General features: G+C 64.9%; 21 protein-coding genes and 1 pseudogene. 10 read left to right on the top strand and 12 right to left on the bottom strand.

Features of this window, described 5'->3' with window-relative positions:
- Positions 1-68: 68 nt before the first annotated feature.
- Both VHK65_13565 and VHK65_13560 read left to right on the top strand, forming a co-directional pair.
- The gene (locus VHK65_13565) at positions 69-2,915 is read left to right on the top strand and encodes a LuxR C-terminal-related transcriptional regulator (protein HVS07174.1); all 2,847 of its coding nucleotides are present in this window, start codon (positions 69-71) and stop codon (positions 2,913-2,915) included.
- A 127-nt stretch (positions 2,916-3,042) separates the two neighbouring features.
- Positions 3,043-3,705 (top strand): class I SAM-dependent methyltransferase, encoded by a 663-nt coding sequence (locus tag VHK65_13560; protein ID HVS07173.1) that lies wholly within the window; start codon positions 3,043-3,045, stop codon positions 3,703-3,705.
- A gap of 356 nt (positions 3,706-4,061) precedes the next feature.
- Here VHK65_13560 and VHK65_13555 read toward each other — a convergent pair.
- Positions 4,062-4,190: pseudogene (locus tag VHK65_13555) on the bottom strand (glyoxalase).
- A gap of 175 nt (positions 4,191-4,365) precedes the next feature.
- Positions 4,366-4,674, bottom strand: coding sequence for a hypothetical protein (locus VHK65_13550; GenBank protein ID HVS07172.1), 309 nt, complete (start codon positions 4,672-4,674; stop codon positions 4,366-4,368).
- Between the two features lie 349 nt (positions 4,675-5,023).
- On the opposite strand from VHK65_13550, the gene VHK65_13545 reads away from it, so the two are divergent.
- The 7 genes from VHK65_13545 to VHK65_13515 all read left to right on the top strand — a co-directional run bounded on the left by VHK65_13545 (position 5,024) and on the right by VHK65_13515 (position 10,055).
- A complete protein-coding gene (locus VHK65_13545; GenBank protein ID HVS07171.1) occupies positions 5,024-5,815 on the top strand; it encodes an ABC transporter ATP-binding protein in 792 nt (263 codons plus the stop codon).
- Position 5,816: 1 nt separating this feature from the next.
- Positions 5,817-6,596 carry an ABC transporter permease gene (locus tag VHK65_13540; protein HVS07170.1) on the top strand — a complete coding sequence of 260 codons (780 nt, stop codon included), beginning with the start codon at positions 5,817-5,819 and terminating at the stop codon, positions 6,594-6,596.
- A 150-nt stretch (positions 6,597-6,746) separates the two neighbouring features.
- Positions 6,747-7,145, top strand: coding sequence for a TOBE domain-containing protein (locus VHK65_13535; protein HVS07169.1), 399 nt, complete (start codon positions 6,747-6,749; stop codon positions 7,143-7,145).
- Positions 7,146-7,160: 15 nt separating this feature from the next.
- The gene (gene modA / locus VHK65_13530; protein HVS07168.1) at positions 7,161-7,940 is read left to right on the top strand and encodes a molybdate ABC transporter substrate-binding protein; all 780 of its coding nucleotides are present in this window, start codon (positions 7,161-7,163) and stop codon (positions 7,938-7,940) included.
- A gap of 5 nt (positions 7,941-7,945) precedes the next feature.
- Positions 7,946-8,731 carry an ABC transporter permease gene (locus VHK65_13525; GenBank protein ID HVS07167.1) on the top strand — a complete coding sequence of 262 codons (786 nt, stop codon included), beginning with the start codon at positions 7,946-7,948 and terminating at the stop codon, positions 8,729-8,731.
- Entirely contained in the window at positions 8,728-9,780 is a 1,053-nt protein-coding gene (locus VHK65_13520) for an ABC transporter ATP-binding protein (protein ID HVS07166.1), read from the top strand. Before VHK65_13525 ends, VHK65_13520 begins: the two co-directional genes overlap by 4 nt.
- 71 nt (positions 9,781-9,851) lie before the next feature.
- A complete protein-coding gene (locus VHK65_13515) occupies positions 9,852-10,055 on the top strand; it encodes a TOBE domain-containing protein (protein HVS07165.1) in 204 nt (67 codons plus the stop codon).
- A gap of 130 nt (positions 10,056-10,185) precedes the next feature.
- Here VHK65_13515 and VHK65_13510 read toward each other — a convergent pair whose 3' ends face one another.
- The 10 genes from VHK65_13510 to VHK65_13465 all read right to left on the bottom strand — a co-directional run bounded on the left by VHK65_13510 (position 10,186) and on the right by VHK65_13465 (position 19,131).
- Complete coding sequence (locus VHK65_13510) at positions 10,186-10,971, bottom strand: VOC family protein (protein HVS07164.1); 786 nt, start codon at positions 10,969-10,971, stop codon at positions 10,186-10,188.
- 332 nt (positions 10,972-11,303) lie between these two features.
- On the bottom strand, positions 11,304-12,440 hold the full coding sequence (locus VHK65_13505; protein ID HVS07163.1) for a C39 family peptidase: 1,137 nt from the start codon (positions 12,438-12,440) through the stop codon (positions 11,304-11,306).
- 1 nt (position 12,441) lies between these two features.
- Positions 12,442-13,209, bottom strand: a complete 768-nt coding sequence (locus tag VHK65_13500; GenBank protein ID HVS07162.1) for an ABC transporter permease — start codon at positions 13,207-13,209, stop codon at positions 12,442-12,444.
- Positions 13,199-14,173 carry an ABC transporter ATP-binding protein gene (locus VHK65_13495; protein ID HVS07161.1) on the bottom strand — a complete coding sequence of 325 codons (975 nt, stop codon included), beginning with the start codon at positions 14,171-14,173 and terminating at the stop codon, positions 13,199-13,201. The genes VHK65_13500 and VHK65_13495 overlap by 11 nt, the downstream gene beginning before the upstream one ends.
- Positions 14,170-15,033, bottom strand: a complete 864-nt coding sequence (locus tag VHK65_13490; protein ID HVS07160.1) for a type II CAAX endopeptidase family protein — start codon at positions 15,031-15,033, stop codon at positions 14,170-14,172. The genes VHK65_13495 and VHK65_13490 overlap by 4 nt, the downstream gene beginning before the upstream one ends.
- Entirely contained in the window at positions 15,030-15,335 is a 306-nt protein-coding gene (locus VHK65_13485) for a nickel-binding protein (protein HVS07159.1), read from the bottom strand. The genes VHK65_13490 and VHK65_13485 overlap by 4 nt, the downstream gene beginning before the upstream one ends.
- Positions 15,336-15,337: 2 nt before the next feature.
- Positions 15,338-17,686, bottom strand: coding sequence for an FtsX-like permease family protein (locus VHK65_13480; protein ID HVS07158.1), 2,349 nt, complete (start codon positions 17,684-17,686; stop codon positions 15,338-15,340).
- The gene (locus VHK65_13475; GenBank protein HVS07157.1) at positions 17,683-18,423 is read right to left on the bottom strand and encodes an ABC transporter ATP-binding protein; all 741 of its coding nucleotides are present in this window, start codon (positions 18,421-18,423) and stop codon (positions 17,683-17,685) included. Before VHK65_13475 ends, VHK65_13480 begins: the two co-directional genes overlap by 4 nt.
- 17 nt (positions 18,424-18,440) lie before the next feature.
- On the bottom strand, positions 18,441-18,932 hold the full coding sequence (locus VHK65_13470) for a hypothetical protein (protein ID HVS07156.1): 492 nt from the start codon (positions 18,930-18,932) through the stop codon (positions 18,441-18,443).
- Between the two features lie 31 nt (positions 18,933-18,963).
- A complete protein-coding gene (locus tag VHK65_13465; protein HVS07155.1) occupies positions 18,964-19,131 on the bottom strand; it encodes a hypothetical protein in 168 nt (55 codons plus the stop codon).
- 142 nt (positions 19,132-19,273) lie between these two features.
- Here VHK65_13465 and VHK65_13460 point away from each other — a divergent pair, with 142 nt between their 5' ends.
- Positions 19,274-21,604, top strand: coding sequence for a LuxR C-terminal-related transcriptional regulator (locus VHK65_13460; GenBank protein ID HVS07154.1), 2,331 nt, complete (start codon positions 19,274-19,276; stop codon positions 21,602-21,604).
- Positions 21,605-21,630: the final 26 nt, after the last annotated feature.

Raw genomic sequence — 21,630 nt, 5'->3', positions numbered from 1 at the left:
CGAGTAAGCTAAAACCTCCGAACTGTCTACACTCCGGCAGTCGGTGAGGTAGGGCAAGGTTGCGCCAGATGAAGAGGGAGTCGGAAGCGCGTCCGGCCAGCCCCGCTGGTAGTGAGCGAGGGCCCCATCTGCTCGGCCGCATTGCCGAGCTGCTCCGGCTCGAGCAGTTCGGGGGAGCGGCGGCTGCCGGCCGTGGCTCAGCCCTTGCGATCGTCGGTGAGCCGGGCATGGGCAAGACGTCGCTCCTCGAGAGCGCGATCTGGGCAGGCGACCTCCGACTCCTCCGAGCGCTGGGCGTCGAAGCCGAGATGGGCTTGCCGTACGCCTGCTTGCATCAACTGCTCCAGCCGATCATCCAACTTCGCGGCGACCTCCCGCCACGCCAAAAAGAGGTGCTCGGGGTTGCACTCGGTCTCGACGAAGGTGCCCAGCCGGACCCGTTCGTCGTCGCTCTCGCCGCTCTCGGGCTGCTTAATGCGGCCGCGGCGGAGCGGCCCGTCCTGTGCGTGGTTGATGACCTTCACTGGGCCGATGCCGCATCGCGCGCCGCAGTGCTGTTCGTTGCTCGGCGCCTTAATGCCACGCCCATCTCGCTGCTGCTAACAGTGCGACGGGATGAATGGGCGGCGATCGGTGAGCGGAGCCTGCCCACGATCGACCTCGGTGAGCTCGACCTCTCGGCGGCCATCGACCTCATCACCCGCGAGGCCGGTCCGGGAGTGATGCCAGACGTCGCCCGGAGATTGCACGAGGCGACTGGTGGCAACCCACTCGCCTTGATCGAGGTCGTGCGGCTTCTTCAACCTGGTCAGCTCCGCGGATGGAAACCGCTGCCCAATCCACTGCCATTAACCCGTCGGGTGGAGCAAGCGTTTGCCTCGCGGATCGAGGACCTGGCAACTGATACCCGCACCCTCCTTCTGGCGATCGCCGCGGACGGTTCGGGTAAGCTGCACACGATCCTACGAGCGGCCGAGATCCTCGGTGTCGATCCGGCCGTCCTCGACGCCGCGATCGCCAATGGGCTCCTCCAGGTTGGCGGCGGCGACGTCCGTTTCAGCCATCCATTGATCGCAACGCTCGTGTACGGACGCGCGACCGTCGAGGATCGCAAACAGGTCCACAGCGCCCTCGCCGAGCTGACCAAAGCCGGGGACCCCGATCGTCATGCGTGGCACCTTTCCGCCGCAGCCGTCCGTCCGGATCACGCCGTGGCTGACGCACTCGCCCAGGCGGCCAAGCGCGCCGCGGGCCGAGGCGCGTTTGTCGAGGCGGTCAGCGCGTTCGAGCGTGCCGCGGAGCTATCGACCGAGGCGTCTACCCGAGCGTCCATGTTGTACGACGCCGCGCAAGCGGCCTGGATGGGCGGCCAGCCGCGCGCGGCGAAGGACTTGCTGGATCGTGCGCGAAGGGCCTCGCCGACGATCGTTGCCGGCACGGAGGTGGAGGCGCTCCGCGGCGTCATCGAACTCAGCGTCGGCGACGCCCATCGTGCCTACCGCGTCCTCGTCGCCGCCGCGAACGAGGTCCGAACGCACGATCCGGAGCGGGCCCTCGAGCTCCTCGCTCTCGCCAGTGAGGCCGCGTCCCTCGCCCTCGACTACCCGAGTGAGATCGAGCTTGGTCGAATGGTGGCGGGCTGGGAGGTCGGTGACAATCCGAAGCTGCAGGTTCTGCGCGAAGCCCTGATCGGCTTCGGCGATCGATCGGCCGGCGACCTCGAGGGCAGCATGGGCCATCTGCGCCATGCCATCGAACTGGCGCAGAGTCTTGACGAGCCCCAAACCCTGCTGACGGCCGGGCGAGCGGCGGATTGGGCAGGTGACGACGACCGGTCGTACCGCTTCCATCTGGCCATCGTGGAGATGGCCAACGAGCGCGGCTCTCTGTCCCACGTCCCGATCGCCGGCGCGCGGCTGGCGCTCGCCGAAATCATTTCCGGGAACCTCGCCGGGGGATCGATCACCGCCGGCGATACCGTTCGACTGGCGCAGGAGACCGGCCAGGCAGAGCTCGCTTCGCACCCCCGGCTCTGGCTCGCGCTGGTTCATGCCATGCAAGGCAACGGGGACCTTGTTGATAAGCACCTGATGGAGGCCTTCGGAACTGCAGGTCCGCGCTCACGGGAGTTGGTGCACGACGCAGCAAGTTGGATCCGCAGCGTCCTCGCGCTGGGCGAAGGCCGCGCCGATGACGCGATGAGCCTGCTTGAGCCCATCACGCATCCCGTGATCCAGACCTTCTCATCGCTCGACCGTTTCGAGGCTGCGGCGGCCACCGGCAATGGCCGCGGACTCGATTGGCTAGCGATTTGGGCCCGCTTCGCCGAGTCGAGCGGTGCCGCGTGCGCCCTGGCGCGTCTCTCTCACGGCCGAGCAATCCTCGGTTCGGACCCCCAGGCTGCTGAGCAGAACCTGTTGACGGCTCTTACGTACCACGCCGCTTCCCGACGGCCGTTCGAATTGGCACGCACGCAGCTGGCTCTCGGCTCGCTCCTCCGGCGCCATCGTGAGCGCGGGCGGTCGAGGGAGTATCTGCGCGGGGCACTGCAGCGGTTTGAGGGGCTCGGCGCGGTTCGCTGGGCCGAGCGCGCGCGCGCGGAGCTTCGCGCCACGGGCGAGACCGTTAGCCGGGGAGGACGTCCCCCAATCGAGCAGCTAACCCGTCAAGAGCTCCGAATCGCCCAGGCCGTGGGTGAAGGGCGCTCCAACCGCGACATCGCCAGCACCCTTTTCTTGTCACCGCGCACAGTCGACTTCCATCTGCGCAACGTCTTCTCGAAGCTCGGCATCAGCTCGCGGACCGAACTGGCCGGAATGGCTGCGCGCGGCAAGCTCTTGCCTCTTGCCGAGCCGACAGGCTCGCCTGGACAGGCGGCCATGTCCGGGCTGCCAGCAGAGATCGGACCGCGATGAGGGGAGGGCCCAACGAGGGACTGGCGCATTAAGCAGGCACGGCCGGACTCGTTTGATGCCCGGCTGGCTGCCTAGCACTACTCGGGTCGACATGATCCCCCCGGGGGTCGTGGACGATAATCCGGGCATGAGTGACTGCTGTTCACCACAGGGCTACCGCTCGATCTTCAGCGAGAAGAGAGCGCACGCTGAGGCGCGGCGCTACCGGCGTCGCGGCCTCGATCCGACATCGCGACGTATCGCCGAGTTTTTGAAGGAACAGGGCATCGGAGGCCGCACCCTGCTCGAAGTGGGCGGCGGCATTGGCGCCATCCAGATCGACCTTCTGAGGGCCGGGATCACCCGGGCGGTGAACATCGAATTGACCCCTACCTATGAGGAGGCTGCGCAGGCCCTTCTGCGCGAGGCCGGGCTTGAGGATCGCGTTGATCGCAGGATCATGGACTTTGCTGAGGCGACGGATGCGGTGGAGGCGGCAGACGTCGTCATCATGAACCGCGTCATCTGTTGTTACCCCGACATGCCGAAGCTGGCCGGTGCCGCCGCCGACCACACCCGTGAAGTCCTCGTGATGAGCTTCCCCAAGGAGCGTTGGTGGACGAGGGCGGTGATAAGCCTGGGGGACCTCGCCCTGCGAGTAGCGCGCCAGCAGTTCCAGGTCTTTATCCACCCGCCCAACAAGATCATCGCCACGGCGGAGCGGCACGGCCTGAAGATGGTCTCCAACCAGACGAGCCTCATCTGGGAAGTCGCCAGTCTGCGCAGGACCAGCGCGCTACCGGCAAATTAGACGCTGCTCAGTCTATGCTCCAGGCTCGTAGAGGAGCCTGGCCCACTCTTCGCCGGAAAACCCGAGGTGAAGACCGCGAAACGGTCCAATGCCGCCGACCGTTACTGGAATCGCGCTCGGCATCCGAGGCAGGATTCGTCGGTCGAGCAAGATCCGGCGACCGGCTATCTCCCCAATGTGCACCAACTGCTGGGAGTCCTCGTCCCGCGGCCGGCTCCGACGGAGCCGCAGGTCACGGATGTGACCTCCACCTCAACAGAGCGTGTCCTGGTAGGCCATCACCAGCGCATCCTTACTCGGATGCGCGGTGAGCCACTCGCGGGCCTTCTCGTCGAACGACACAACGAATGCCGTGGTCATATCGCGGTGCTCAGACGTTCCGCGATATAAGCCGCGTACCAGTCAGGCCAAGCGTCATCGCGATGTCCAAGTGACTTCTCGTAGTCGCCGTGCGCCCGCTCCGCCTCACGGAGCAGCGCCGCCAGGCGCTGTTGCAGATTGCTGTTTCCCTCCATCTTTCCCTCCATTATCAGTCCCTAGCGTACGGTCAATGGCTGCGCGAGGTAGCCGGCTAGCGATTGGTAGACGCCGCTGATCAGGAGCAGTCCAAGAATGATCAGGAGCGCGCCGGCGGCCCGACTCAGGGTAGCTTGGGCCGGGTTAAACCGCGTCGTTGCTCGTCTTAACGCCGGTGACCTTCAAAGCTGCTTGAATTTCATCGAGCCGGCTCCGCCTGGTGATCGCCACCAGGTCGATCTCGCTTCCATCTGGCTCGACGCGGGAGAAGACGATGAACGGCGTCTGATTGAACGGCCAGAGGAGGCTGCGAAAATTGGATACCCGGATCCGCGTTTCGGCCGGAACGAGAACCCATTCCCGCCCCAAGCCCGCTATGTACCGTGGCCGGGACGGAAAGATCTGGATCGAGGAGTCCCTGACAATCAACGCTGCGGTCCTGACGTATGTCACGGGAGACCATCCGAGGCGTCGACGCCATTTATCGCTCGCGATCCCAACGAGATCCGCGGTCCGGTACTTTACCGACACTCGTAGCCGGTAGTGGATGGCCTCTCGCGATACATCGCCGACTCGCCGGGCCCCACTTCGGCGAGCTCGTACGGAATTCCAGCCCGCAACAGCGAGGATGCCCGCTGCGAACGCTAGCAACCAGTATTGGGGGCTGCCTAACAAGGCGGCGCGACGATTCCCGGCCGAGTTGGATCGTAGGGATCGATAGCAATCATTATTTAATAGTTCGATAAGCCACTATTCAGTGAGCTCTGTGTAAGGCAGGATCGCCGATAATGTGGCCAACAGAGTGACAGCCACCGGCCCGACTGCCGCGCATGGTCTTGCTCTTCAAATCGAAGACCTCCGCGTCAGCTACGGTCCGAAGCTGGCGGTCGACGGTGTGTCGCTCGACATCAACGAAGGCGAGATCTTTGGTCTGCTGGGCCCCAACGGCGCCGGGAAGACGAGCACGCTCAGCGCGATTGAGGGCCTGGTGCGGCCCAACTCGGGCTCGATCCGGGTCGGCGATGTCGACGCTCGCGCCAATCCAGCCGCGGCGAAAGCCCGAATGGGCGTGCAGCTCCAGTCGACGAGCTTCCAATCCAATCTCACGATCCGCGAGATCGTCCGGCTCTATGCGGGGCTCTACGGCGTGCCGCTCACCCACGCCGGCATTGACGACCTGCTTGCCAACGTCCACCTGGGGGAGGAAGCGTCGAAGCGCTTCAGCCAGCTGTCCGGGGGACAGCAGAAACGCGTCTCATTGGTGATTGCCACGATTCACAGCCCCCCACTCGTGCTCCTCGACGAGCCCACGGCCGGCCTGGACCCGCAAGCGCGCCGGCAGCTGTGGGATCGGATCGAACGGTTACGCGACATCGGCCGGAGCATCCTCCTGACGACGCACTCCATGGAAGAGGCGCAGGCCGTCTGTCATCGTGTGGCGATCATCGATCGGGGCAAGCTTCTTACCGTCGATACGCCGGCTGGGCTGATCGAGAAGCACAAAGATGACCCACGCGTACGCAAGGTGGCGCATGGCCAGGTCACCCTCGAGGATGTCTTCATCGGGTTAACCGGTAGTGACCTTCGCGATTGATATGAGCAGCCAGCCGAGCGCCCTGCCCAACCACCCTCCGACGCTGTCAGGCATCCTCAGAGCCCTGCTTCGGGCGGACCTCACCGTTCAGTTGCGGAACGGGCGGGCGTTGGTGCTGACGTTCCTTCCCCCGCTGGCCGTCCTCTACGGCTTGTCCACTGCCAAACGCGGCGCGCAACTCGGCGGCCCGATCGTCAGCGTGGCGTTGGCTCTCACGCTCGGCATCGCATTAATTGCCATCCTTGGCTACACGGCGTCCGTCGCCAGGGACCGCGAGCTGGGTGTTTTCCAGCGCCTGCGGGTCACGCCGGCTCCGACCTGGACCATCATGGTCAGCCGGTTGGCGGTCCAGATCCTCTCAATGCTAGTGATGACGGTAGTGGTTCTTGTCGCCGCCGCAGTCGTCGAGAAGGTCACTCTGGATCCGCCCGCCTACCTTCTGACCCTCACCATTGTCATTTTTAGCTCGGCCGTGTTCCTCGGCGTGGGACAGGCTTTGGTGGGCCTCGTCAAATCCGCGGATACCGTCAACGCCGTGGGGCGCCTCAGCTTCCTGCCGCTCGTCGCACTCGGCCTTTTTGCGCATTCCGCAATCTTCGGGACCACGTTCGAGACCATCGCGCGGTGGTCACCCGGCGGGGCGGTGGCGACGTTGCTCGCGGGCGCGATGCAGCCCGCTGCGTGGAGCGGGGACACCTGGTGGGCCCTTCTCACGAGCGTGCTCTATACCATCGTGTTCGCCGGGATTGGCATCCGCTGGTTTCAATGGAGCACCCGCTAAGGGGCTGTCGTCGACCTTGTCGCCGATCGCACATCGCGAACCGAGGAATGACGGGAGCGAAAATCTCGCAGATGTTAGGGAATAGCGCCAAACACCATAGGGTATAGGCCTCAAAGAGGCTTCAGATTCCGCATTTGCTATTGTTCGAATGTGGGAACCCATCTAAGGATCCGGCAAGCCGCCGAACTTCTGCGGGTCAGCCCCGACACGGTCAGGCGGTTGGTAGATTCGGGCCGCATCAAGACGGCGCGCTCAGCTGGAGGTCAGCGGCAGATCGACGGCGCTGTGCTGGCCCGCTATATGGCCGCGCAGCCGCGCCCGGACCTTCCGGCAGTGGTCAGTGAGTCCGCCCGAAACCGCTTCGTCGGCATCATCACACGCGTCATCAAAGACGGCGTCGCGGCACAGGTCGAACTGCAGGCGGGTCCGCACCGGATTGTGTCGCTGATCACGCGGGAGTCCGCTGACGAACTCGGCTTGAAGCCGGGGATGATCGCCGTGGCGTCGTTGAAGGCAACCAATGTCGTGATTGAGCTGCCGCGCACCTAAGGAAGGGGTCGAATAGTGCGTAAGCGGGTCTTGTTGTGTGTCATCGCCGCTAGTTTTCTGGCCGCCTGCGGAAGTAGCGGAGGGGCAGGGACATCCTCACCGACGCCCACTCCGCTGAGTGGGACGATATCCGTCTTCGCTGCCGCGTCGTTGACCGAGTCTTTCAAGGCGCTTGGCACGGCGTTTCAGACAGCGCACCCTGGCGTCATCGTGCAATTCAACTTCGCCGGTTCACCGACGCTGGTCACCCAGATCGAGCAGGGCGCGCCTGCCGACGTGTTTGCGTCCGCCGATACGACGAACATGGACAAGTTGAAGACCGACGGCTTTACCACGGGCACGCCCCAGGTCTTCGCCCGCAACCAGCTTGAAATCGTGGTCGCCCCTGGCAACCCCAAGGGCATCACGGGGCTGGCCGACCTCGCCAAAGCGGGCGTGATTTACATCTCCGAAGCGGCGACGGTGCCGGCTGGGAAATACTCGCTCCAGGCCCTGGCGAAGGCGGGCGTGACCGCCAAACCCAAGAGCCTCGAAACTGACGTCAAGTCTGTCGTGAGCAAGATCGAGCTCGGTGTGGCCGATGCTGGCATCGTCTACACGACCGATGTGACGGCGGCCGGGAGCAAGGTCCAGGGTGTCCGGATCCCAGATACCTACAACGTAATCGCAACCTATCCAATCGCGGCGGTGAAGGGTACGAAGAGCCCTGACGTAGCCAATGCATTCATCGCGTATGTCCGTTCGGCCAAGGGCCAGTCGACCTTGCAGTCGTTCGGGTTCCTCTCGGCGGCGTAAACCCGGTGAGGCGGGAGCGCGTACCGGCTGTCGTCGTCGTTTTGGCGGCGATCGGGGCGGCCTTCTTCATCCTGCCTCTGATCGGCCTCGTGGTTCGCTCGCCGTGGCGCGATGCCATTACCGCCCTGACGGCGCCCGAGACGCTGGACGCGGTCAAACTCTCGCTGTTGGCCTCACTGTCGGCCACCGCGTTCGGGCTAATTCTCGGCGTGCCCCTGGCCTGGCTTTACGCCCGGGTGGAGTTCCCGGGCCGCAACCTGCTGCGCGCGTTGACCACCCTGCCCATGGTTCTTCCCCCGGTCGTCGGTGGAATTGCTCTCCTGCTGGCCTTCGGCCGGCGCGGGGTGTTGGGATCGTGGCTCGACAGCACGTTCGGCATCACCCTCCCGTTCACGACCGCGGGCGTCATCATGGCGGAGACGTTTGTCGCCATGCCATTCCTGATCCTTACGGTGGAGGCGGGTCTGCGTTCGATGGATCGCCGATACGAGGAGGCGGCCCGCACCCTGGGCGCAAGCCGCTGGAGGGTGTTCACCCAGGTGACGATGCCGCTGATCGGACCATCGCTGTTTGCCGGCGCGGTGCTCTGCTGGGCCCGGGCGCTGGGAGAGTTCGGCGCCACGATCACCTTTGCCGGCAACTTCCCGGGCATCACCCAGACGATGCCACTGGCCGTTTATCTTCTCCTCGAAACCAACCAGGAGGCCTCATACATCCTCAGTCTTTTGCTCTTGCTCATTTCTCTGGCCGTTTTGGTTGGGCTCAGACACCGCTGGCTGAGCCTTGCGTGAGCCTCGATGCTGCGGTCCGTCTGACCCTCGGGTCCCTCGACCTCGAAATGGAGTTCAGCATCGGGGACAGCGAGGTGGTGGCCCTGCTCGGTCCCAATGGGGCGGGCAAAACCACCCTTCTGCGGGCCGCAGCAGGCCTGGTGCCGCTGCGCTCTGGGCACGTCCACCTGGATGGTCAGGTCCTCGAAGACACCATTACCGGGCAATACGTCCCGACGGAAAAGCGGCCGATCGGTTTCGTGTTTCAGGACTATCTTCTCTTCCCACACCTCAGCGCCCTGGACAACGTGGCTTTCGGCCTTCGCTCCCGCGGCACGCCGCCCCAGGCGGCGGCGAACAAAGCGATCCAATGGCTGGACCGGGTTGGATTGAAAACGTATGCGCAAGCGAAGCCGGCTCAGCTGTCGGGAGGCCAGCGCCAGCGCGTGGCGCTGGCCCGCGCGCTCGCGCCTGACCCGCGCCTTCTCCTGCTCGACGAGCCCCTTGCGGCCCTCGACGTCACGACTCGGGCCGAAGTCCGCCGCGATCTCAAGCACCATCTCGCGTCGTTCCAGGGCATCCGGCTCGTCGTGACCCATGATCCCCTCGAGGCCGTGGCACTCGCCGATCGCTTGATCGTCATGGAGAAGGGGCGTCTGATCCAAACCGGGACACCGGCGGAAGTCACCGAGCGACCGCGGTCACAGTACGTCGCCGATCTCGTCGGCGTCAACCTGCTCGAGGGACGGGCCGACCATGGGTCGGTGCGGATCGCGGGCGGACCCGTCGTCGCGGCGGCCGGCGCCGAGTCGGGCGACGTCTTCGCGGTGATTCACCCACGCGCCGTCGCCATTCACCGGATCCGCCCCGAGGGTAGTCCTCGCAACGTGTGGCCGGGTCGGGCGACCAGCATCGAGCTCATGGGCAGCCGAGTTCGTGTTCGGATCGACGGTGAGGTCCCATTGGTCGCGGAGGTCACCCCTTCCGCGCTACGCGACCTGGATCTCGTGGAAGGAGGTGAGGTCTGGCTCTCGTTCAAGGCGACCGACGTCGGCGTCTACCCCGCGTGACCATCGAGTTGGACACTTCCAGTCATCATCAACCAGGGCAGCTAGCGCCCATCAGCACAGGAGGAGACAACGTGGAACTAAGTGCTCGCAATCAGCTCCAGGGTGAGGTCGTTCGGCTCAAGTCGGGTACCGTCATGGCCGAGGTCGAGGTCAAGGTCCAGGCCGGCACCGTGGTGGCCGCGATCACCGACGCGTCGCTCAAGCGGCTAAAGCTCATGACCGGCGATAAGGTCACCGTGATCATCAAGGCCACCGAGGTCCTGATCGGGAAGTAGAGGCCTCGGATCCTCGGCATGATGACACGTTTTGAGTTGCACCCACACCAGGTTGACCTTGTTAAGCAGGCCAGTCTGCTTAGGCGAGGGCGGGCCGGCAACCGGGCCGGCCCGCATCGGTGAGTCTTGTCTAGGCTGGCGCCGGCGCCATCTTGAGAATCCCGAAGGCTGCGCCCTGCGGGTCGCTGACGATCGCAAAACGGCCGCCCGGGAAATCCATCGGCGCGAGCATCTCGCGCGCGCCGGCCTGCGTCGCCGCCTTGAACGACTTGTCGACGTCGGCGACCGTGAAATAGACCAGCCAGTAGCTGGGCATCTGGGCCGGCGCCATCTTGTTCATTTCGGTTCCGCCGGCGATGCTCTCGCCGCCGAGCTGGAACTCGTTGTACGGTGGCGAATCCGGGCCCATATCGCTGGTCTTGACGGTCCAGCCGAAGACCTTCTGATAGAAGGGGATCGCCTTGTCGACGCCGCGCGCGTTGAGCTCGGCCCATCCGAACGTGTTCGCCTCGCCCACGGGCATCGGCGAATTCATGGCACCGGCCTGCCAGGCAGCAATGACCGCGCCGCTCGGATCCGCGAAGGTGGCCATGCGGCCCTGGTCTCCGACGTCGAAGGGCGGCGCAAGGACCTTGCCGCCGGCGGCCTGCACCTTTTTCGCCAGGGCATCCGCATCATCGGTGCTGATATAGACCGACCAGGCGGTCGGTGCTTCGGGTGTCATCTTGGGACCAATCCCCGCCACCCGTTTGCCGCCGACTTCGGCCATCCCGTACCCGCCGTACTGCGGATCGGGGTTGACCTCGATTTTCCAGCCAAACACCTTCGAGTAGAACTCGCGCGACGCCGCCGCGTCGGTCGTCGCGAGATCGACCCAGGTTGGCTTGTTCGCGATCGCAGTTTTGGTTTCAGCCATAGATTGCCTCCTCAGGTTCCACGAAGCTGACGCAAAGTCACCTCGGCCCAACGGGGCGCACAGGGTGAACCTCCATTCTGTCACCCTTCGAGGAGCGGGGTTCAGCTTTGAGTTGGCGATGGGCGGACACGCTGGTCGCGGCCTAAGAGTCCGGTGGGGGAGGGGCTATGCGCTGGAGCTGCCGCGCGGATGGCCTCGATCTGGTGGCGGATCGTTCCCAGTGTTAATTCTGGCTTCTCCAGCTGGATGAGGTGGCCGGAGCCGATAGACGATATCGGTGTCAGCGACTCGTGCGTTGCGCATTTGCAAATTCACCACGCATGCATCCTCCTTCAGGCGATGACGACAGCCATGTCGTCGTAGGTGGCGTAAACCGGCTCGAAGGTGCTTTTGGCGATCCACTCCGGACCGGACCACGGGTTGTTGATCAAGACCCGAGTGGGCGTCACGCCGATCACCACGACCGCGTGCTCGCCCGGCCCGGCATAGGTGATCGTCTTGCCGTCGAAAGCGACGTAATCCTTCCGATGCTGGATGACCCACTTGTAGGTGACCCACGCCACCACCGGATGGCCCGCCAGGACTGCGGCGTACACCTCCGATGGGGCAATATTTTGTCCCGCTCGGAGCACATGGCCTCCGAGCACGGTCGCGGCGTGCGCGATCGTCGGGTAGTAGGTGCCGTAGCCCGTCAGGGCGATCTCGCTCCCGTTGACGTTGCCCACGAAGGTGGCGAAGGGATCGCCCCAATGCAGACCGGTGCTGTCGACGTAGGCCGGCCGCAAATCGCTGCCGATGATGTTGAGCACGGCGGCATCGGTGGTCGCAATGCCTTCGGAGGCGAGGGCCATCCGCAGGGACGCTTCCTCGCAACTCAGCTCAAACGCCTGGTGGTACCACGGGACATTGAGGACGCGGGTCGTGCCTGACGAGGTTGGCGGGACCGTAATGGGCGTTGGCGTCGGTTTCTCCTGGAAGACGATCGTGCCCGACTCGATACTCCCTTTTGCCGGTTCGTCGCTCACCAGCAGCTTCCCGTCGATGGACACGACAACCAGCTCGACCGTCTCGTTTCCCTCGAACATCTTGACGGTGATCAATCCCCCACCCGGTTTCGGCACCACCTGGATGTCCCGGGTCGTCGTCGGATTCTGCTCGCAGCAGAGATGGGCGTTGGTTTGGGCCAGCCGAGCGCGCATCGCGTCGGTCAACGGGCAGGTGCTGTAGTCCTGGGTGCCCGGCTGCGCGCGGCCGTTTTCCTTGAAGTTGATGCACTCGACGTAAATGGGGTAGATCGGATGCCTCGGGAACATTTGCTCGGCCACCGCAGTCAGGGCTGCCACGGTTGGCGTGGCTGGCGTCGGCGTCGCCGCCGCCGAGGGCGTGCTGCCAGTGGACGCGAGAGCTCCGCAGCCACTCAGCATGAGCGCGGCCAGCGCGGTCAGTGCGGTCTTGATCAAGGTCGTCATCTCAGAACTCCTCCCGGCTGAAGCGCAGGATGGCGCCGGCGAGCAGGCCGATGGTCAGGACCACGTAGATAGCACTGACCGCGAGAGCCGCCGTCGCGATCGAGCCTCCGGAGTTGGCCGAAACACTGATCGCGGAATGCCCGGCCGGAAGAAGCGCCGCCGCGATGTTCGATAGGTCGAGGTGGAAGAGCTGTCCCAGCAGGATCGCTACCAGCGGAATCGCCAGAACCGGTCCCCGGGCGTTGAAGAGGGTCCCGAGGAAGAGTAAGAGGGCGACAAAGAAAAGAAGGTAGATTGCCCCCGCGGCCATGGCGCCCACGTAGGTCGGAGCCGCGACGGGGTGTCCCGAAAGCGTCAGGACAGCGTAGGCGACGGCGCCTTCGATCGCAATCACGACCGCGACGTAGCCGCCGATTGCCCCGAGAAACCTCGCCAGGACGAAGGCGGTGCGCGAGACGGGCTTCGACATGATCCAGGCGGCGGTTCCGGACTGCTTTTCCCCAACGATGGCATTGTGGGTGAGGACAATCACCCCGAAGACGCCGAAGGTTCCCATCGCCACCGAGGCGAATTCGGTCCCCGGTGCACCACCGTGGGCTTGCGCGAGGGAGTTGAGCAGCAGTCCCTGGACAAAGACGGTCCAAACCAGTACCTGCACCCACCACGACCGGCTGCCCCAGAACGCCTGCATCTCGTGACGCAGCAGCGTGCCGAGTCCGGTTGGCCACCCGTGACCACGAGTCGGTTGAAACGCCATTTCAGCGACCATGTTTGTCTCCTTGCACGAGGTCGACGAAGACCTCTTCGAGATTGTGTCGAGTACGGCCGAAGTCGAGGACGGTGACGGCTGGGTCCGCCATCACCAGCCGCAGCAACTGGGATTCCGCGGCTGCCTCATCGCGGACGGCAACCTCCAGGTGACGGCTCCCATTCGCCTCGCTGAACGTGAGTGCAGACACCCACGCCTGCTCCTGGAGTCGCTGACGAACCCCTTCGGCGTCACCGCGCAGCGACACGCTGAACGACGTGCCGCCGCTCCCACGCAGCAATTCCTCGATTGGAGCCTGGGCGACCAGCGCGCCGTGATTGAGGATGGCGACCGCGTCACTCACCCGCTGGACATCGTCGAGGATGTGGGTCGAGTAGAAGATCGTCGTATGCTGCCGCAGTCGCTCCATCACCAGGAGCACATCGCGGCGGCCCATCGGGTCGAGCGCGGCCGCCGGCTCATCGAGGATGAGCAGGTCCGGATGGTTGATCTGGGCCTGGGCGATACCAAGCCGCTGGCGCTCACCGCCCGAGAAGCCTTTCGTCGGACGGTCCGCTTTGTCAGCGAGACTAACCAGGTCGAGGGTCTCCTCGATGCGCCGTTCGATGCCGTCGCGTGGGCCGGTATAGAAGAAGCTGGCGCTGAAGCGCAGGGTCTCGCGCGCGGTCATCTTGTCGTAGAATCGAGGGTCCTGCGCCAGGTATCCGACGCGCCGGCGGATGGCAATCGAGTCTTTGACAACGTCGAGGCCAAAGACCGTCGCACTTCCACCGGTCGGTCGCGCCAGACCCAGCAGCAGCTTGATCGTGGTCGTCTTTCCCGCACCGTTCGGGCCGAGGAAGCCGAAGATCGAATGCTGCCGCACCGTAAGGTCGATCCCCTTGAGCGCCGGAACGCCTTTATGTGCCTTGGCCAGGCCCGTGGTACTGATAACGATGGGCTCCGCGTTGATCTCCTGGGTCATCGCCTGGCGCTCCGCTGGATCGCGGGCTCGAGGTCGGGAGCGGACGACCGGCCGATGCGACGCGCGTCGTACGAGAGCGTGCCACGGGTCAGGGCAAGGATGACCAGGAGCGCGACACTGTCCACGACGATGAATAGAAGGTAGCCCTGGTCGATGGTCATGCTCGGCATGAGCAGTCCCAGGATGCCGAAGGTCTTGTCCTGGACGGCGTGCAGCAGGATCACGAGGAGGAGACTGCCGCGTGTGTTGTTGTAGACCCAGGTCAAAATGAACGCGTCACCCAGGGTTTCCAGAAGGAACAAGCCGAACGTTTGCGGACCCATGTGCTGGAAAACGATGTTGGGCGCGTGCCACAGACCCCAAAGGATCCCGAGGATGAGTGTGGCAACCAACGGCCCATATCGAAGCTGGAGACGCGGCAGCGCGAAACCCCGCCAGCCCATCTCCTCGCCAAGACCGGTCGTGAGCGCCGCAACCACGACGGTCGGGAGGTAGAGGATCAACGCCGTTTGCCACTGGCCGGCCGATGCCCGGAACGGCGCTCCGCCAAATAGGAGGCTCGCGCCAAGCAGAAAGGCCGCCGGCACGCCGGCGAGGACGATGAGGTACCAGCGGAGCCCGACGCGGCCCTGCACCACGCGTCGCAGTAGCTGACCAACGCCGACGCGTCCGGCTACCACTGCGGTCACGATGAGCGCGGCGATCGCAGGTCCGAAACTAATGAGCCGACCGGCAACGCTGGCTACCGGGGCGTTCGCGGCGAGAATCCCGAACTGGGTGGCGAGCAGGATCAGCGCGGTCGGGATCCAGGTCAACGCGTACGCGAAGACGAAGAACGCGATCATTGGGCGACGTATCATTTCGTTCTCCTCAGTGTTTTGCTTTTCGAGTCGGCGTCGTAGCCTGCGAGCTCAATCGCCTCGTCGATGGCGACGAACGGAACCTGGGCGGTCTCGTTGACGGCTTTGACAAGCGCGATCCCCGACGCCTCGAAGATGCAGAAGCAGCGCGACCGCGCCGGCAGGAAGGTGCTGCCGCGATAGCGGACGGGCGAGCCGGAGGCACTCAGCCTCCGACTCGCTTCGGTCAGCGCGTGTTGCAGCGCGATCAGGTGCTTGTTGGTCAGGCCCGGAAGGTTTCGCTCGACGAGGTAGGTGGCCATGGTCACTCATACCTCAGCGTCTGCGCAATCTTGATCCGGGACGCGGCCCAGACCGGTCCGAGGCTAGCGACCGCTGCCACCACCACGATGAAGGCGAGCATCACGACCAGGCTCATCGGGTTGAAGGTGAAGGGCACCCGCAGGAGCACCGAGCTCAGCAGCGCGATGAACCCGTAGGCGGCCGGGATGCCGATCACGATACCGGCGAGCCAGCCCACCACCCCGAGACCGATGCCCTCGGCGAGGAAGACCTGGGCGACCTTGCGGCCGGTGGCGCCCATCGAGCGTAGGATGCCGATCTCGCGTCGGCGCTCGAGGACGCCCATCGCCAGCGCATTGAACAAACCGATCGCTCCCACCAGCGCCACGATGGCGACGACACTGTAGAAGAGCACGTAGAGGATCAGGAACGCGGACTGGTTCGCGGCGATCCCTGCCGCCGTCGTCGTCACCGACGCCTGCAATCCCGCCTGCGCCAGCGTGTCGTCCAGCCGCTTTGACAGGTTGTCGATGTCAGCCTGCGCGCTGCTCGTCGAGGTGATCAGCATCGCCTGGACGAAGGTTGATGGGAGATGCTGAAAAGCATTCACCTGGGTCAGCGGGGCCAGCATGATGCCGAGCCCAAGCGGGTTGTTGTAGTCGCGCGCCACGCCGATGATGTGCCAGTGTCCGGAATAGAGGTCGTTGTGGAAGCTGATCGAGTCTCCAACCTTGAGCCCGGTCTTCTCGGCGACGGCTTCGTTGATCAGGACCGCGCCCTGGTCATTCGCGGTGAACCAGCGGCCCTGGAGCACCTTCTGACGGTAGACGAGGCTATCCGGCGACAACCCAACGATCTCCGCCTGTCCCCACTTGGTCTGAACGTTGGTGAAGCTGCCGGGATCGACTTGACTCACGCCCGGGACCGACGCAACCAGCGGTTGCACCGAGTCCAGCGGTTGAGGATTGGTGAGACTCGCCCACACATCGGCGTGGTAGTTGTCGAACACGAGCTTGAGGACGTTGTCGAAGGACGCGCTCGTCGTCTGTACCGCCAGGAATGCCGCGCCGGATACGGCCAGCGCCATCACGGTCAGCAGCGCGCGGAGGCGCCGCCGGAAGAGATTGCGCGCGCCGAACTGCAGGGTCTGCGGCAGGAAGCCGAACGCCGAGGCGACCGTTCGCGACCACGCGCCGCCGTGACGGCTGGCGCGGTTCTCGACCCCATAGCCGCTGAGCGCCTGCTTCACGGTGATTCGGGTGCCGGCATAGAGCGGAATCAAGGCGGCCAGCAGCGGCACGCCGACCCCGACCGCGATCGCTTCGACCACGAGCGCGGGAGGAATCACCAGGGCTCCGGCATAGAGCCCGAGCAAGCTGCCAAACGAGCCGACGATCAAGGCGCCGGCCAGCAGCCCGAGGCCGAAGCCGATGACGGTTCCCGCGATGCCGTAGATGGCGACGCCCGCGAGGTAATTGCGCATCACCTGGGCGCGGCTGGCGCCGATCGCCTTCATGGTGCCGATGACCGGGACCTGTTCGGCCAGCAGGGTGGTGATCGTGCTCAGCAGCAAGAAGACGCTCAGGAGCAGGGCGATCAGCGACAGCACGTTCATGATGATGAAAATGCCGTCCAGCAAGGAGCCCTGGCCGCCGGTGATGTCATGTCCGACCGTGCTCTGCAGCACGACGACGTTGTTGGCCTGCAACGCCTGGGCAAGTTGCTTCGCGCTCGCCGCCCGCTGCCCGAAGTCGTTCAGCCGGACGTTGAACACATTCGGCCCGGCGACCTTATAGAGCGACTGCAGGTCGTCCTGCCGCATATAGGCAAAGCCGCGTCCGTTGAAGGAGGCCGACGCCACCCCCGGGGTTTGGGCGATTCCCGACACCCGCAATGAGGTTGGCGAGCCGCTGACCTGCAACTGGATCCGATCGCCGACGTTGAAGCTTTTCAGTGAACGATCGCCGGCCTCCATCAGGATTTCGTTCGGGCCGGGGAGTTGACCGGCGGTCACCGAGAACTTGTTGAACTCGTGGTCGTTGAAGTTGGAAAGACCAACGACGTTGAGGGTCGCGTGGCCGGTTGTCGTGGACCAGCGACCGGCAACGTAGGTTTGCGCTTGCGCGACTTTCACGTTGGGCTGCCCGTTCAGGGCGTCCACCGCCGACGCGCTCGCCGGCGCGGTGATGAACTGGATGTCGGGTAGGCCGCTGGTCTCGTTGGTCGATTGCAGGGTTGCCTTGAGCTGGCTCGAGGCAATGCCAACCGCGGTCAGGCCCAACACGCCGATGGCGATGCCGGCGACGGTGAGGCCCGTCCGGAGCTTGCGGCGGGTGACGTCTTTGATCGCCTTTGTTCGGAGCGCGCTCATGCCCGCAGCTCCGTGCTCCCGGCGCTCGAGGCGACGATACGGCCGTCGAGGAGATCGATGCGATGGCTGGCGCGCGCGGCCAGGTCTCGGTCATGCGTCACGTAAATGACGGACTTGCCGCGCTCGGTCAGCTCTTGCAGCAAGTCGAAGACCTGATGCGCCGTCTTGGAGTCGAGGTTGCCGGTCGGCTCGTCCGCCACGAGGACGGGCGGGTCGTTGGCGAGCGCGCGGGCGATCGCGACCCGCTGCTGCTGGCCCCCGGAGAGCTGGCTGGGAAGACGGCGGGCGTAGTCATTGAGGCCGACTTGCGTCAGGCAAGCCTGGATCCGCGCCTTCCACTGCTTCTTGGGGACGTTGCCGCCGAGCTCGAGGGCGAGCTCGATGTTCTCTCGCGCTGTGAGCGTCGGCAGCAGCTGGAAGAACTGGAAGACGATGCCGACGTTCTTGCCGCGCCAGCGGGCGAGCTGGTTCTCGCTCATCTTGCGGATCTCCTGGCCGCTGAAGATGATGTGGCCAGACGACGCGCGATCGATGCCCGTGAGGATGTTGAGCAGCGTCGATTTGCCACTGCCCGACGGACCGTTGATCGCAAAAAGGCTGCGCGACGGCACCGTGAACGAGATGCCATCGAGGATGGTGGTCTTCGTGCCATTGGTCCCGATGACCTTGGAAATCGAGTCGGCGCGCAGCAGCGTGCCGACGTCGTTGACGGCCGGGCGTTCCATTGTGGTTGCCATGTGTTTCTTCCTTTCTCCTAGTGATTCGGTCGAGCGCCGACGCTCCAGGTGCACTGCGAACCGGTCGCAATCTGCAGCGCGTAGCTACCGGCCGGCAGGACGTTCGATTGTCCGGCGCCATGGCTGGTGCCGGAGAGGGTGCCGGCCGAATACGACACGCCCTGATCCGAGCGGGCGACGACGCTGATCGCGCCGGCGTTGGTCGGGCAGTCGTAGGCCCAGGTCAGGCTCCACGGCCCGGCGGCGGTGAGGGACGCGGTCTCCTGGGTTCCGGTTCCGCGCTGCACGAGCAGCGAGTAGGTCCTGGGATCGTACGCCTCGCTGGACAGCTTGGTATCCGCCGCGCCGGCTCGGAAGGTCCAGCCGTGGCTGTTGTGCTGCAGGGTTCCGGTCGCGAGGAGGGCACCGACGGCGAGGGCTCCGACCACGAGGGAGAATGCGATGAGCGCCGCGACGGTGGCGAGGCCGATGCCGCCGATGCGGAGGGCCGGTCGGACGGTTTTGCTCACGGTTGACATTGGTCCCTTCTCCTTTTGGGCGCTACTGGCGTCCGTACTTGATGGCAGCGTCGACGCGGTCGTCGACCGTCCACTGGCGCTCGCAGGCCCAGACGGTTTCGATCAGATCGCTGAAGTGCTGGTCGAGGGGGCGATCATCCGATCCCACTCCCGACCCGGGCTCCATTCCGGTCGTCCTTTCTTGCTTCATCGATGTCGCCTCCTTCGAGTTGGTGAATTCCGTGTGCACCACGCTAGAGGCGATTGCCCGAGCGAAAACCCGGAGAAGTACGTAGACCGGTACTGATCTTTGGCAAAAGGTCTATCGTGGATGGCCTACAGAGAGGGGTGGAATGCGCACTCAGCGCTCGGGGCGCGGCTTGCACAACGTCCCGGCGGAACTGACGAGTTTCGTCGGACGTCGCCGCGAGCTCGCCGAGATCAAAGAGCGGCTGCGCGCCTCACGGCTGGTGACGCTGACTGGACCGGGCGGCGTCGGCAAGACGAGGCTCGCGCTGCGTGCCGCGACCGAACTGGCGCGCGCGTTCCCCGACGGCGTCTGGCTGGTCGAGCTGGCGGCGATCGAAGACCCGCCTTTGGTGACCCAGGCCGTCTTTCACGCCCTCGGTCTCCAGGATCGTTCCGCTGGTTGGTCGCTTTCGGCCTTGACCGACTACCTGGGGGAAAAGCACCTGCTGTTGATCCTCGATAACTGCGAGCACCTGCTTGACACCTGCGCGGTGCTCGCCAGCACGTTGCTCAAGTCGTGCCCGCAGCTGCGAGTGCTGGCCACGAGCCGCCAGGCGATCGGCGTCTCCGGGGAGGTCCGGATGCGGGTGCCGTCGCTCACCCTGCCTGAGGCGGACACTCCAAAAGCCCGGCTGATACAGAATTTCGAGGCGGTAGCGCTGCTCGCCGAGCGGGCCACGGCGGTGCTGGTCAACTTTCGCGTGGATGAGAGCAACGCGGCGGACGTGCTCCGTCTGTGCCGCCGCCTGGATGGGATTCCACTGGCGCTCGAACTTGCGGCGGGGCGCCTGGAGGGCCTCAGCGTGAACGAGCTGAACCAGGCGCTGGACCGCGAGCCATCAGTGCTTGGCGGAACAGACCGCGCGGCCGATCCACGGCAACAGACGCTGGACGCGACGATTGAATGGAGCTATCGGTTGCTCGACGAGCACGAGCGCCGGCTGTGGGCACGCCTGTCGGTCTTCGCCGGGAGTTTCGACCAGGAGGCGGCGCTCCTGGTCTGTTCGGGTCCGGACCTTCCTCCGGAGCGGATTGTGGGACTGCTGGGCGCACTGGTCGAGAAGTCGCTCCTGAAGCGGGAGTTGAGCACGCGCTCGGGCCGTTATCAGCTGCTCGAGACGCTGCGCCAGCATGGGCGCCAGCGCCTTCGCGAGCTTGGCGACGAGGTCGAACTGCAGGCTCGCCACCGTGATTGGATCCTGGGGCTGGCCGGCGCTGTCGGGGCCTGGGACTCGCACCAGGCGGCGATGTTCAGCCGAATCTACGTCGAGCGGGACAACCTCTGGGCCGCACTCGACTTTTGTCTGAGGCAGCCCGGCGAAGCTGGGAAGGGCGCCGAGATCTGCCGCCACCTGTTCCCGTATTGGCTCTCTCGCGGACCGATAACCGATGCCAGGCGGGTGCTCGTCAACCTGCTCGAACGAACCCCTGATGACAGCCTTTCCCGTGCGCAACTACTCTGGGTGGCCGCAACCCTGGCCCCTGCCCAGAACGACTATGCCGGAGCCGGAGTGATGAGCGGAGAAAGTCTTCGCATCGGTCGACTGCTCGGAGACTCCGAAGTGGTTGCCTGGTCTCTTATGTATCTCGCCATCTCACGGGGGGTCGAGGGCAAAACCGCCGAGGCCGTCGAGCTCGCCGAGTCCGCACTCTCTCTGGCGAGAGAAATGCAGGTCCAACGACTCGTCCTTGGGGCGATGACCATCGTTTGCGGCATCCGGCTCGCTGTTGGTGACCTGGATGGCGTCATCAAACTGGGTGATGAGGCTGACGGGATCAGCGTGAAATTGGGTGAGCTCTGGGCCCGAGGGTACGTCCTCAATTTCCTCTCGCAGGCCAGGTGGCAACAGGGTGACCTCGAACGAGCAGAAGTCCAAGCGCAGGAGGCGGGCGCCTGCCAGCACGCGCTCGGCGATCGCCTCGGCCTTGCGATCGTCGTCGAGACTCTCGCCTGGATGTCTGCGGGGAGTTCCGCCTACGAGCGCGCGGCGACGTTGTTGGGCTGTGCCGAGCGTTTGCGCCAGTCGGTCGCCACGCCCCTGCTGGCACAGTTTCAAGCGCAACATGAGCGTTCTGCGTCGTCCGCGAAGGAACAGTTGGGGGAGCGTGCTTTCGCGGCGGCGTTCGAGCTCGGCCGAGCATTCCCGGTTGACGAGGCGGTCGCCTACGCGCTCGGCCGGAAGAATTCAGACGAACCGCAACCGGCCGCGATCCCTGAGGCGCCCATCCAACTAACCAACCGGGAACAAGAGATCGCGCGGCTCGTCGCCGAAGGACTGACCAACAAGCAGATCGCGGGCAAGCTGGTCATCTCCGAGCGGACCGCCGAATCGCACATCGTGAACATCCTGAACAAACTGGGGTTCAACTCGCGAACCCAAATCGCCTCATGGGCCTCCGCGCATCAGCCGCTCGCCGCCGCGCCCAAAGGGTAAGGTGCGCCCACAGCGCTCCGGACGCG

This window comes from Candidatus Dormiibacterota bacterium, assembly GCA_035544955.1.
Classification (GTDB): Bacteria; Chloroflexota; Dormibacteria; order CF-121; family CF-121; genus CF-13.
This window is presented reverse-complemented; position numbering and strand designations above follow the sequence as displayed.